Source organism: Mesorhizobium sp. B2-4-13, assembly GCF_006658535.1.
GTDB lineage: Bacteria > Pseudomonadota > Alphaproteobacteria > Rhizobiales > Rhizobiaceae > Mesorhizobium > Mesorhizobium australicum.
On sequence record NZ_VFVB01000003.1, the window covers coordinates 766229 to 779200 of the forward strand.

Genomic DNA, 12972 nt, shown 5'->3' on the forward strand with positions numbered 1-12972 from the left:
CCTCCGGTTAAAGCGACTCCAGGAAGAATGGGTAGCGGTTTTCCGTCCGGAATTGCGTCGAAATGAAGAGAGAGCGGTTCAGCGATTCTATCAAACACCGAACCGCTCTAAAAAAGCCGCCGAACGCCTGTAATGCCTGAACCGTACGGTCCAGGCAGGCTCAATCTGCGAGCTTTGCAGCATTCGCGAAGGTTTTCGGCGTGCCGCCTCGCTGGTTGACCGACTGCCAGACATTCGGATTCTGCTGCGATTGACGTTTCAGGAAGTAGTAGCCGGTTGCGTTCCAAGGCCTGATTTGGTCGACCATATTGTCGAGGACAAGATCGCCTTTATCGGTTTTCACCGTCAGGATGGTGTGGCCCTCATTGTTGAGATCGCGCACGACCGTCATCAACAGCGCTTGCCGGGGAAATCCAGCCTCTTGAAGGAGCTTGCGTTTGTAGAGTGCGTAGATCTTGCAATCGCCTTTGCCGTCAACCGGATAATCCCAATGGTCCGCCATCGTGCCCCAGTGATCGAAATTGCTGACGGGTTTGATGGCGCTGTTCGCCTTCTGATTTATCCGCTTGAGGATGCGGAAGGTCCGCGCTGTCAGCTTGACATTCGCGGCCGGCAGAGCCGGCACCTTGCACTCTTTTGGGCGGCGATGACAGAAATCGATCCAACCGTAGGGGACGCTGGTGCTTCCACCCACGGAGGCAGAGCGTGATCCATCCATGGAAGATTGGGTCGATCGCGACTTGAACAAAGTCGACTGGGCCGACGCCGGACTGGCTAGCAGCGATGCCGCACCAATCAACGAAACAAAGCCAAGCAGGAGAGCCAGGACGGGGGAGTGCCGCATTGCCAAAACCACCACCGCAACGAGGAACTGGTGCTGCGTTCGTGCTCGAGAGGCAGCCCAGGCAGTCAAAGACCTAATAATTTGTTAATGTGGATTGTGTCCACTTCAAGGTCCCGGCCGCCGCAAAGCCGGTCCCTGTCAGGCCGGCCCCTGTCAGGATCACAATGGGCATGGTGGAGGGCGCCTGCATCCGGAAACGTCACGGCGGGCGATGACACCGGAACGGCACCGAGTTTCAAACCCGCGTGCCGCCGACCGTCATCTGGTTCATCCTGAGATGCGGCTGGCCAACGCCGACGGGTACGCCCTGGCCGGCCTTGCCGCACATGCCGATGCCGTTGTCGAGCTTCATGTCGTTGCCGACCATCGAGACGCGGTGCATGGCATCAGGCCCGTTGCCGATCAGCATCGCGCCTTTGATCGGCTGCGTCACCTTGCCGTTCTCGATCATGTAGGCCTCGGTGCAGCCGAACACGAATTTGCCCGACGTGATGTCGACCTGGCCACCGCCGAAGGAGACGGCGTAGATGCCGTTCTTGACGGAGGCGATGATTTCGTCCGGCTCCATGTCGCCTGAGGTCATGTAAGTGTTGGTCATGCGCGGCATCGGCTGGTGCGCATAGCCTTCTCGCCGGCCATTGCCGGTGGCTTTCATGCCCATCAGCCGGGCATTCTGCCGGTCCTGCATGTAGCCGACCAGTTTGCCGTCCTCGATCAAGACGTTGCGGGCCGAAGGCGTGCCTTCGTCGTCGACGGTGAGTGAGCCGCGCCGCTCTGGGATGGTGCCGTCGTCGACGACCGTCACCCCCTTGGCGGCCACCTGCTGCCCCATCAGGCCGGCGAACGCCGACGTCTTCTTGCGGTTGAAATCGCCTTCAAGACCATGACCGACGGCTTCGTGCAGCATCACGCCCGGCCAGCCATTGGATAGCACGATGTCGAAAGTGCCTGCCGGGGCCGGGATTGCCTCCAGGTTGACCACCGCTTGCCGGAGCGCCTCCCTGGCGGCGTGCTTCCAACTATCCTCGATCAGGAATTCGCCGAATGCCTTGCGCCCGCCCATGCCATAGGAGCCGCTTTCCTGGCGGTCGCCGTCGCCGACGACGACCGAGACGTTGACGCGGACCATCGGCCTGATATCGCGCACTATCTGGCCGTCGGCACGAACGATCTCGACATGCTGCCAGGACGCGGCGATCGAGGCCGTCACCTGGCGCACGCGTGGATCCTCGGCGCGCAGCCAGGCATCGATTTCTTGCAGCAGCTTCGCCTTGGCCTCGAAGGAAGGCGAGGGGATCGGGTTCTCGTCGCCGTAGAGATGGCGGTTGGTACGGGCGGGGGCTGCGGCAAGCGTGCCGGAATAGCCACCCTTGACAGTCGAGACGGCTTCGGCCGCGCGCAGCAGCGACGCCTCGGACAGGTCGCTGGAATGAGCGTAGCCGCTGGCCTCGCCGGCGACGGCCCGCAGGCCAAAGCCCTGGTCGGTGTTGAAATTGGCGGTCTTCAGCTTGCCATTGTCGAACATCAGCGCTTCGCTCTCGCTGTATTCGAGGAAAAGCTCGCCGTCGTCCGCGCCCTTGATGGTGTCAGCGACGATCTGCTTGATGCGGTCGTCTGAAATGTCGAATTGGCCGATCAGGCTGTTCATGGCGCGTCCGTCCGTGGGATGTTTGCTTTCCCCCCCGATGTAGGCGTGAAGCCGCGCCCACACAATCGGCAATGACGAATCGGCGCCGACGAATGATTTCGTTCGCTAAACGCAAGGCATGCGTCTGGGGTCGGCAAAAGCCGCGTCCAGGCCTGGTTCAGCGCGAAGCCGCGATCAGGGCAGAGCGGCGAAGCCTTCGGCGAAACCCTTGAGGTCGACGGGAATGCCGATACCCTCTTCCGGGGTCTGGAAAACGATGAATGTTGCCGACGTACCGGTCTTCAGCGTGTCGAGCAGCGGCTTTTCGAGAATGACCTCGGCATAACAGCCGTCCTGGAAGCAGCGCACGAAATAGGCGCGGCCAATGTCCTTGCCGTCGACGTTGAGCCCGAGGCCGTTCGGCAACAGCACGCCGAGCGGCGCCAGCACGCGCAGGATCTCGGCCTTGTTGTCGGCGGTGCGCAGCACGACGACCGAAAGCCCCATCTCCGGACGATCCTCGGCGACGACGTTCTGCATCATCACGCATTGTTCCGAGGTGGCGCCGGCCGGCGTGTCGCAGATGATCGACCATGCGCCATGGGTCGAGCGCACCGTGCCGCTTGGCTGGGCAGCATTGGCGTTGCCGGCGATGGACAGACCGGCCGCGCACAGGACCGCGAGAAACAGGGCGTTTGCCAAGGTTCTCGAAAGGCCCAGTCGCGTATGCCTCAGTCTCGAAAGCCAAGAGTTCATGACGGCTCCATTGCGAATCACGGCACTTTAAGCCGCGCCAATGCCAAGTAAAGGACGAGACCGTGGCCGAACTGTCCCTAAAAAGGCAATGCGGCGCTTTTCCTTGCCAAATTCGCCTGAATTACGACGCTTTGCGGGTGTCGCCGGCACAAGGCGTGCGGCCCGCCGAACATACGCGATTCGCCACTACGGCCATTGCCCCGGAAGAGCCACGTCAGCTTGCGCGCAAAAATGCCGCACGGTTTCGACCGCTCCTTTCTTGCGGAGGGAAAAAGAGTATGGTTTGAACCAGCTTGAGACTGTCCGGGATTCCCGTCCCGGCATTGTTGGTTATTCTCGCGGGCACAGCCGGCGAGAGACTGGGAGACGAAGAGGGCGATGAGAAAATTCCTAGCGAGCACCGGTGCTGCTGCCACGTTCCTCGCCTGCGGATCCGCTTATGCGGACCAGCCCAGGCCGTGGGAGATCGGCTTCCAGGCGCCTGCGACCGACATGATGCGGCAGATCGAGTGGTTCGGAAACTACACGATGTGGTTTATCATCCCGGTCACGGTCCTTGTGCTGTTTCTGCTGATCTACTGCATCGTCAAATTCCGCGCGAGCGCCAATCCGACCCCGTCCAAGACCAGCCACAACACGCTGATCGAGGTGATCTGGACCATCGGCCCTGTCGTCATCCTGCTTTGCCTCGCCATCCCCTCGTTCCAACTCCTGACCGCCCAATATACGCCGCCGGAAGAGGCCAAGCTGACCGTCAAGGCAACCGGCAACCAGTGGAACTGGGATTACGAATACCAGACCGACAACACGCTCGCCTTCAATTCGGCCATTCTTCAGGATGGCGATCGCGCCAAGGCCGGCAAGGAGGATCGCGCGGTCTATCCGCGCCTGCTCGCCGTCGACAACGAGCTGGTCGTGCCGGTCAACACGATGACCCGCGTGCTTGTCACCGCGACCGACGTGATCCATTCCTTTGCCGTGCCGTCCTTCGGCATCAAGATCGACGCCGTTCCCGGCCGCACCAACGAGACCTGGTTCAAGGCGGAGAAAGAAGGCCTCTACTACGGTCAGTGCTCGCAGCTCTGCGGCAAGGACCATGCCTTCATGCCGATCGCCGTTCGTGTGGTGTCGGACACGCAGTTCAAGACCTGGCTGGCCGCGGCCAAGACCGACCTGCCAGGTGCCAACAAGACGCTCATGGCCGAGGTCGATGGCCAGAACAAGGTAGCGGCCGCCGGCAACTGATGCCGCGGGTTAGCAAGATTTAGGGAACGGAGCGGAACATGGCAGACGCTGCAGCTCACGACGGGCACGACCACAAGCCGTATCATGGCTGGGTGCGCTGGGTTTATTCGACCAACCACAAGGATATCGGTACGCTCTACCTGATCTTCGCGATCATGGCCGGCATAATCGGCGGCGCGCTTTCGGTCGCCATCCGCATGGAGCTGCAGGAGCCTGGCATCCAGATATTCAGCGGTCTTGCGCAGATGGTCTATGGCATGAACGGCGACGCCGCGATCGACGGCGGCAAGAGCATGTACAATGCGTTTGCCACCGCGCACGCGCTGATCATGATCTTCTTCATGGTCATGCCGGCCCTGATCGGCGGTTTCGCCAACTGGATGGTGCCGATCATGATCGGTGCTCCCGACATGGCATTCCCGCGCATGAACAACATCTCATTCTGGCTGCTGCCGCCGGCCTTCATCCTGTTGCTCACCTCGATGTTCGTGCCGAGTGCGCCTGGCGCCTTTGGCGTGGGCGGCGGCTGGACGCTCTATCCGCCGCTGTCAACTTCGGGCCAGCCCGGACCGGCCATGGATCTGGCGATCCTGTCAATCCACATCGCCGGCGCCTCCTCGATCCTCGGTGCCATCAACTTCATCACCACCATCTTCAACATGCGCGCGCCAGGCATGACCCTGCACAAGATGCCGCTGTTTGCCTGGTCGGTGCTGGTCACCGCCTTCCTGCTCTTGCTGTCGCTGCCGGTTCTGGCCGGCGGCATCACCATGCTGCTCACCGACCGCAACTTCGGCACGACCTTCTTCGCGCCTGACGGTGGTGGTGATCCGATCCTGTTCCAGCACCTGTTCTGGTTCTTCGGCCACCCGGAAGTCTACATCCTGATCTTGCCGGGCTTCGGCATCATCAGCCATATCGTCTCGACCTTCTCGAGGAAGCCGGTATTCGGTTATCTCGGCATGGCTTATGCCATGGTCGCGATCGGCGCGGTCGGCTTCATCGTCTGGGCGCACCATATGTATACGACGGGCCTGTCGCTCGACACGCAGCGCTACTTCGTCTTCGCCACCATGGTCATCGCGGTGCCGACGGGCGTGAAGATCTTCTCCTGGATCGCAACCATGTGGGGCGGATCGATCTCGTTCAAGCCGCCGATGCTGTGGGCGCTGGGCTTCATCTTCCTGTTCACCATCGGTGGCGTCACCGGTGTCCAGCTGGCCAATGCCGGTCTCGACCGGTCGCTGCATGACACCTATTTCGTCATTGCCCACTTCCACTACGTACTGTCGCTGGGCGCGGTGTTCGCCATCTTCGCCGGCTGGTACTACTGGTTCCCGAAGATGACCGGCTACATGTACTCGCCCGTCATCGCCAACACCCATTTTTGGGTCATGTTCGTCGGCGTGAACCTGATCTTTTTCCCGCAGCACTTCCTCGGCCTCGCCGGTATGCCGCGCCGCACCATCGACTATCCTGACGCGTTTGCGGGCTGGAACATGGTTTCGTCCTACGGTTCGTATATTTCGGCCGTCGGTGTGGTGATCTTCCTCTATGGCGTGTTCGAAGCCTTCCAGAAGAAGCGGATCGCCGGGGCCAACCCGTGGGGTGAGGGTGCTACCACGCTCGAATGGCAGCTGCCTTCGCCGCCGCCGTTCCACCAGTGGGAGCAGCTGCCGAAGATCAAGTAAGGCGGCTCCCGCTCGAATACAAAACCGCCGGCCCGCCGGCGGTTTTGGCCAACGGAATGATGGACTTGAGTACGCATGGCCCTAGTCGACAAAACCAGCATTGACGAAGCGGGCTTCCGTATGTCGGAAGCTACGGCGGGCGATTTCTTCGCCCTGCTGAAGCCGCGCGTCATGTCGCTGGTGGTGTTCACCGCCTTTGTCGGACTGGTCGCGGCCCCGATGACCATCAATCCGCTGCTGGCGGTGATCGCCATCCTTGCCATTGCGATTGGGGCCGGCGCCTCTGGCGCGCTCAACATGTGGTACGACGCCGACATCGACGCGGTGATGACCAGGACCGCTAGCCGCCCGGTGCCTTCCGGCCGGATCCAGCCGCACGAGGCGCTGAGCTTCGGCCTGGTGTTGTCGGTGCTGTCGGTGATGACGCTCGGCGTGTTGGTCAACTGGTTGTCGGCGACGCTGCTGGCCTTCACCATCTTCTTCTATGCCGTGGTCTACACGATGTGGCTGAAACGCTCGACACCGCAGAACATTGTCATTGGCGGTGCAGCGGGCGCCATCCCGCCGGTTATCGGCTGGGCCGCGGTGACCGGGTCGGTCAGCCTCGAAAGCATCATCCTGTTCCTGATCATTTTCCTGTGGACGCCGCCGCATTTCTGGGCGCTCGCGCTGTTCAAGTCCGAGGACTATGGCCGCGCCGGCATCCCGATGATGCCCAACGTCGCCGGCCATGCATCGACCCGCCGTCAGATTTTCGCCTACGCGCTGGTGCTGGCCCCGGTCGGCGTGCTGCCCTGGCTGCTCGGCTATACGACGCCGTTCTACGGCGTGGCCGCCTTGCTGTTGGGGGCTGGTTTCGTCTGGTATGCCTGGAAAGTGCTTGGCATAGCCGACGATGACCGCGTCATGAAGCCGGCCAAGGCCCTGTTCGCCTATTCGCTGCTCTATCTCTTCGCAATCTTCGCCGCCTATCTGGCTGACAGTGTCGTCGAACGCGCACTTGCCATGGGTGGGGCATGACCATGGCCGAGAAAGAACTCGAAACGGTCACCTTGACCGATCGCCAGAAGAAGGCCCAGCGCAGCCGTTCCATCGCCATCGGCGTGGCGCTGGCGGTGCTGGTCGTGATCTTCTACATCGCGACAATCGTGAAGTTCGGCCACAATTTGTCGGGCTCGATGTGATGAGCGCCGAGACGTCCAAGAAGACGGTAGGCAAGACCGGCAACCGCGTTGTCGCGGTTGTCTGCCTTGCTTTCTTCACCGGCATGATTGGCATGGCCTATGCAGCCGTGCCGCTCTACAAGATGTTTTGCCAGGCGACCGGCTATGGCGGCACGACGCAACGTGCCGAGAAGCAATATGCCGGCCGCGTGCTCGATCGCGAGATCACCGTCCGCTTCGACGCCAACATCGCCGGCGTGCCATGGGAGTTCCAGCCGGTCCAGCGCTCGATGACCATGAAGATCGGGCAGACCGTGCAGGCGCATTATCAGGCGACCAACAAGTTCGATCGCCCCGTCACCGGCCGCGCAACCTTCAACGTGCAGCCGGAACTGGCGGGTCCGTACTTCAACAAGGTCGAATGCTTCTGCTTCACCGATACGACGCTGAAGCCGGGCGAGACGCTGGACATGCCGGTTCTGTTCTATGTGGACCCCGACATCGTGAATGTGCCGGAACTGAAGGACGTGAAGACGATCACCCTGTCCTATACGATGTTCCCGGTCGAGAAGACCAAGCCGGTGGCGTCGTCCGGGCCGGCCCAGGGCAATAGCAAGACAGTTTCAGATACCGAAGGAAATCTCGGGGGTTGATATGGCAGACGCGCACGCAAAACCACACCATGACTACCATCTCGTCGACCCGAGCCCATGGCCCTTCCTGGGATCGGTAGGGGCGCTTGTCACCGCTTTTGGCGGTGTCTGCCTCATGGAATACCTGAAAGGCGGCTCCTTCCCGATCTTCGGCGTCAACATCGCCAATCCGTGGCTGTTCTTCATCGGCATTGTGATCGTGCTGTACACCATGTTCGCCTGGTGGTCGGACACGATCAAGGAAGCGCATGAAGGCCACCATACGCGCGTCGTGTCGCTGCACCTGCGCTACGGCATGATCATGTTCATCGCCTCGGAGGTGATGTTCTTCGTTGCCTGGTTCTGGGCCTATTTCGATGCCAGCCTTTTTGCCGGTGAGGTGCAGAACTATGCCCGCCACACGTTTACCGGTGGTGTCTGGCCGCCGAAGGGCATGGAGGTTCTCGATCCCTTCCATTTGCCGCTCTACAACACCATCATCCTGCTGCTGTCGGGCACCACGGTCACCTGGGCGCACCACTCGCTCATCCATGGCGACCGCAAGGGCCTGATCAACGGCTTGGTGCTGACCGTCGGGCTCGGCATGCTGTTCACCATGGTGCAGGCTTACGAGTACATGCACGCGCCGTTCGGTTTCAAGGATTCCATCTACGGCGCCACCTTCTTCATGGCGACCGGCTTCCATGGCTTCCATGTCATCATCGGCACCATCTTCCTGCTGGTCTGCCTGATCCGGGCGATGAAGGGCGACTTCACCCCCAAGCAGCATTTCGGCTTCGAGGCGGCCGCCTGGTATTGGCACTTCGTTGACGTGGTCTGGCTGTTCCTGTTCGCCTCGATCTACGTCTGGGGATCGGTCGGCGCGGTGATCGAAGGCCACTGATCCAGCCTTTTGAGTTTCAATTTCGGGAAGGCGGCCGCGGCGACGTGGCCGCCTTTCTTCTTTTCGGCGCAAGGATCGCCAATCGATGAAAGATGCGGCTGACTTCAATTTGCGCATTTTAACGTCTTGGCATTCCGGCTCTTGCCCGAGAAGGTCTTGCGCGTCGAGGAGGCGAAGCGGCTTCAGCTAGTGGGGCTGGCTGCTTCAATTGGTCGACTGGACCGATGACTGCATTGGGGTTACGGAGTCCGATATGGACAAATCTGGGCGATGGTGGCCGATGGGACGCCGATCGAGATCGAGCAATAGCCATGAATTACGGCACTACGCATGAGTGAAGACAAGGCGATCTGGCCTCCGATCGATCCGATTTCGGCCGGCCTGCACGGCCGCTGCCCGCGTTGCGGCGAGGGGCGGCTGTTTTCCGGCTTTCTCACCGTCGGCAAGCGCTGCGTCAATTGCGGCCTCGACTATTCCTACGCCGATGCCGGCGATGGACCGGCGGTGTTCGTCATCCTGATCATCGGCTTCATCATCGTCGGTCTGGCGCTCTGGGTCGAGGTGACGCTGAGCCCGCCGCTCTGGCTGCATCTGCTGATATGGATCCCACTGGCCCTGGTGCTGTGTCTCACGGCGCTTCGGTTGATCAAGGGCGTGCTGCTCACCCTGCAATACAGCAACAAAGCAGCCGAGGGTCGGCTGGATCGCGGCGAATGAGCGAAGCGTCCCTGAAAGACCGCGGCCATTCGCGGCCACGATCGGCACTGTTGTTCGTCCTTGGCCTTGTGTTGTTCTTGATTCTGCTGGCGCTGGGCACCTGGCAGGTCCAGCGCCTGCACTGGAAGGAAGGCCTGCTGCAGACCATCGACCAGCGCACCCATTCGGCGCCACGACCGCTTTCCGAGGTGGAGAAGGAATTCGCCTCGACCGGCGACGTCGACTACACGCCGGTCACTGTCACCGGCACTTTCGTGCATTCCGGCGAGCGGCATTTCTACGCGACCTGGGAAGGGGATGCCGGCTTCAATGTCTATACGCCGCTGGCCCTCGACGATGGTCGTTTCGTCCTGATCAACCGCGGCTTTGTTCCCTACGACCTCAAGAATGCGGCGAAGCGCGCCAAGGGACAGGTAACGGGCAGGGTCACGGTCACCGGGCTTGCCCGCAACCCGCTGCCGGCAAAGCCCTCCATGATGCTTCCCGACAATGATGTGGGGAAGAACATCTTCTACTGGAAGGACCGCGACGTCATGGCCGCGAGCGCCGGCCTGCCGGCTGGGTTCACCTTGGTGCCGATCTTCATCGATGCCGACAAGACGCCAAATCCCGGCGGCCTTCCGGTCGGGGGTGTCACCATCATCGACCTTCCGAACAGCCATCTGCAATATGCCGTCACCTGGTACGGGCTTGCCGCGGCACTCGCCGCGGTGCTTGTCCTCCGGCTTCGCCGGCCCGCGAAAGAGGAATGAACGCAAGCGACGCCTCTCTTTCCACCGACACCCTTGACAGGGCAGGGGTAGGCACCTCATTTCGGCGCTGACCAACCGGCAGGATTTGATGCTTCACACAATCGCCAAGCCTCCTCTGACGATCCGGCTCTGCCAGCCGCGCGGTTTTTGCGCGGGCGTCGACCGTGCCATCCAGATCGTCGTGCTGGCGCTGAAAAAATATGGCGCCCCGGTCTATGTCCGCCACGAAATCGTCCACAACCGCTATGTCGTCGAGGGGCTGCAGAGCCTTGGGGCCGTCTTCATAGAGGAACTTTCCGAAATCCCGGCCGAACATCGGCAGTCGCCGGTCGTCTTCTCCGCGCACGGTGTGCCCAAGTCCGTGCCGGCGGATGCGCAGGCGCGCAACCTGTTCTATCTCGACGCAACCTGTCCGCTGGTCTCCAAGGTCCACAAGCAGGCAATGCGTCACCAGCGGCTTGGCCGCCATGTGCTGTTGATCGGTCATGCTGGGCACCCCGAGGTGATCGGCACAATGGGGCAGTTGCCGGAAGGCGCGGTAACGCTGATCGAGACCGAAGCCGACGCAGCCCGGCTTGTACCGGCCGATCCAAAAGCACTTGGTTTCGTCACCCAGACCACGCTCTCGGTCGAGGATACCGCCGGCATCATCCGCGCGTTGCAGGAGCGCTTTCCGGACCTGCAGGCGCCGGCGGCGGAATCGATCTGCTACGCCACCACCAACCGCCAGGAAGCGGTCAAGGACACCGCCCCGGGTGCTGACCTCTATCTGATCGTCGGCGCCCCCAATTCCTCGAATTCGCGCCGCCTTGTCGAAGTTGCGGAACGGGCAGGTGCCTCGATGTCGCTTCTCGTGCAGCGCGCCGCTGAAATTCCGTGGAATGACATCGGCACCATTTCGACGCTCGGCCTGTCGGCGGGAGCATCGGCGCCGGAGATCATCGTCGACGAGATCATCGACGCGTTCCGCCAGCGTTTCGACGTCACCATCGACCTGGCCGTCACGGCCACCGAAACAGAGGATTTTCCGGTCATGCGGGTACTGCGCGATGTCGAACTGACGCCGGCCGACATGGCCTTCGTCAATGGGACCGCGTGAACGGCCATGGCGGTCTATACCGACGTTGCGGAGGGCGAACTCGGCGCTTTCCTGAAGCACTACCCGGTCGGCGATCTCCTATCCTACAAGGGCATCGCCGAAGGCACCGAGAATTCGAACTTTCTGCTGCACACCTCGAGCGGCTCCTACATCCTGACGCTCTATGAAAAGCGGGTCGAGAAGGCGGATTTGCCGTTTTTCCTCGGGCTAATGGGCCATCTCGCCAGCAAGGGGGTGTCCTGCCCGCTGCCGGTGACCGCGCATGACGGCAGCGTCATCGGCACGCTGGCCGGCCGGCCGGCCGTGATCATCACCTTCCTCGAAGGACTTTCGCTGCGGCGACCGGCCGCAACGCATTGCGCCGAGGTCGGCAAGGCGCTGGCGGCGCTGCACCTGGCCGGCGCCGACTTTCCGATGACGCGTCCGAACGCGCTCGCCCTCGACGGCTGGCGCAAGCTTTGGGATGCGTCTCGCGGCCGCGCCGACGAGGTCGAGCCGGGCCTTGCGGCCGAGGTCGATGCCGACTTTGCCGATTTCGAGCGGAACTGGCCCAAGGGCCTCCCCGAGGGCATCATTCATGCCGATCTGTTCCCGGACAATGTCTTTTTCCTGGGCGAGAAGCTTTCGGGGCTGATCGATTTCTATTTCGCCTGTGACGATCTCTATGCCTATGATGTCGCCACCTGCCTCAACGCCTGGTGTTTCGAGAAGGATTTTTCCTTCAACCTTACCAAGGGCAAGGCACTGCTTGCCGGTTATCAAAGCGTGCGCCCCCTGAGCGATGACGAGAAAGCGGCGCTGCCGATGCTGGCGCGCGGTTCGGCGCTACGCTTCATGCTGACCCGGCTTTACGACTGGCTGACCGTCCCCGATGGCGGACTGGTGATGAAACGCGACCCGTCCGAATATATCCGAAGGATGCGGTTCCACCGGGCGATCAGATTTCCTTCGGAATATGGATTGGCCGAAAACGGGGTGTCATGAGCAAGCAGGTTGAAATCTTTACCGATGGCGCCTGTTCGGGCAATCCCGGCCCCGGCGGCTGGGGCGCCATCCTGCGCTTCAACGGCACCACCAAGGAACTCTTCGGCGGCGAGGCCGAAACCACCAACAACCGCATGGAATTGCTGGCGGCCATTTCGGCGCTGAATGCGTTGAAGGAGCCTTGCACGGTCGAGCTTCATACCGACAGCAAATACGTCATGGACGGAATTTCCAAATGGATCCATGGCTGGAAGAAGAATGGCTGGAAGACCGCCGACAAGAAGCCGGTCAAGAACGGCGAACTCTGGCAGGCGCTGGACGAGGCCAACCGGCGCCACAAGGTCACCTGGAACTGGGTGAAGGGCCATGCCGGCCACATCGAGAACGAGCGCGCCGACGAGCTGGCTAGGGAAGGCATGGCGCCGTTCAAGAAAGGGCCTTTCAGGCCGGTAGTGTCGGCGCCAAAGCCGGATGTCCAGGCAAAGCAGCCGCTGGCCCCGAAGGCGCGTCGTTCGACCCAGAGCTATTGAGCTTCTGGCATTCGCTGCGCCAGGCCGA

Annotated in this window: 14 protein-coding genes; 11 read left to right on the forward strand and 3 right to left on the reverse strand. The window is 61.6% G+C overall.

The features are described from left to right. Nucleotides 1–160 precede the first annotated feature (160 nt). From FJ936_RS11700 to FJ936_RS11710, 3 genes are all read right to left on the reverse strand, one after another. On the reverse strand, nucleotides 161–844 hold the full coding sequence (locus FJ936_RS11700) for a transglutaminase-like cysteine peptidase (protein ID WP_181171394.1): 684 nt from the start codon (nucleotides 842–844) through the stop codon (nucleotides 161–163). 235 nt (nucleotides 845–1079) lie between these two features. After that, complete coding sequence (gene tldD, locus FJ936_RS11705) at nucleotides 1080–2492, reverse strand: metalloprotease TldD (protein WP_140791883.1); 1413 nt, start codon at nucleotides 2490–2492, stop codon at nucleotides 1080–1082. A gap of 174 nt (nucleotides 2493–2666) precedes the next feature. Further along, nucleotides 2667–3227: an invasion associated locus B family protein gene (locus FJ936_RS11710; RefSeq protein ID WP_015318798.1), complete on the reverse strand. Its 561-nt coding sequence runs from the start codon at nucleotides 3225–3227 to the stop codon at nucleotides 2667–2669. Nucleotides 3228–3605: 378 nt separating this feature from the next. Here FJ936_RS11710 and coxB point away from each other — a divergent pair, with 378 nt between their 5' ends. The 11 genes from coxB to rnhA all read left to right on the forward strand — a co-directional run bounded on the left by coxB (nucleotide 3606) and on the right by rnhA (nucleotide 12944). Next, nucleotides 3606–4472, forward strand: a complete 867-nt coding sequence (coxB, locus tag FJ936_RS11715) for a cytochrome c oxidase subunit II (protein ID WP_141906586.1) — start codon at nucleotides 3606–3608, stop codon at nucleotides 4470–4472. Nucleotides 4473–4510: 38 nt separating this feature from the next. Then, nucleotides 4511–6163: a cytochrome c oxidase subunit I gene (ctaD, locus tag FJ936_RS11720; protein ID WP_015318796.1), complete on the forward strand. Its 1653-nt coding sequence runs from the start codon at nucleotides 4511–4513 to the stop codon at nucleotides 6161–6163. 75 nt (nucleotides 6164–6238) lie between these two features. Further along, a complete protein-coding gene (locus FJ936_RS11725; protein WP_015318795.1) occupies nucleotides 6239–7183 on the forward strand; it encodes a heme o synthase in 945 nt (314 codons plus the stop codon). A 2-nt stretch (nucleotides 7184–7185) separates the two neighbouring features. Then, on the forward strand, nucleotides 7186–7347 hold the full coding sequence (locus FJ936_RS11730) for a hypothetical protein (protein WP_015318794.1): 162 nt from the start codon (nucleotides 7186–7188) through the stop codon (nucleotides 7345–7347). Then, nucleotides 7347–7979: a cytochrome c oxidase assembly protein gene (locus tag FJ936_RS11735; protein ID WP_015318793.1), complete on the forward strand. Its 633-nt coding sequence runs from the start codon at nucleotides 7347–7349 to the stop codon at nucleotides 7977–7979. Before FJ936_RS11730 ends, FJ936_RS11735 begins: the two co-directional genes overlap by 1 nt. Before the next feature lies 1 nt (nucleotide 7980). Beyond that, nucleotides 7981–8862: a cytochrome c oxidase subunit 3 gene (locus FJ936_RS11740; protein WP_015318792.1), complete on the forward strand. Its 882-nt coding sequence runs from the start codon at nucleotides 7981–7983 to the stop codon at nucleotides 8860–8862. Between the two features lie 330 nt (nucleotides 8863–9192). Next, a complete protein-coding gene (locus FJ936_RS11745) occupies nucleotides 9193–9579 on the forward strand; it encodes a DUF983 domain-containing protein (RefSeq protein ID WP_015318791.1) in 387 nt (128 codons plus the stop codon). Beyond that, complete coding sequence (locus FJ936_RS11750; RefSeq protein WP_181763123.1) at nucleotides 9576–10331, forward strand: SURF1 family protein; 756 nt, start codon at nucleotides 9576–9578, stop codon at nucleotides 10329–10331. The genes FJ936_RS11745 and FJ936_RS11750 overlap by 4 nt, the downstream gene beginning before the upstream one ends. Nucleotides 10332–10419: 88 nt before the next feature. Next, nucleotides 10420–11430 (forward strand): 4-hydroxy-3-methylbut-2-enyl diphosphate reductase, encoded by a 1011-nt coding sequence (gene ispH, locus FJ936_RS11755; protein ID WP_015318789.1) that lies wholly within the window; start codon nucleotides 10420–10422, stop codon nucleotides 11428–11430. A gap of 6 nt (nucleotides 11431–11436) precedes the next feature. Next, the gene (locus FJ936_RS11760; RefSeq protein ID WP_140714996.1) at nucleotides 11437–12414 is read left to right on the forward strand and encodes a homoserine kinase; all 978 of its coding nucleotides are present in this window, start codon (nucleotides 11437–11439) and stop codon (nucleotides 12412–12414) included. After that, nucleotides 12411–12944, forward strand: coding sequence for a ribonuclease HI (gene rnhA, locus FJ936_RS11765; protein WP_015318787.1), 534 nt, complete (start codon nucleotides 12411–12413; stop codon nucleotides 12942–12944). Before FJ936_RS11760 ends, rnhA begins: the two co-directional genes overlap by 4 nt. Nucleotides 12945–12972: the final 28 nt, after the last annotated feature.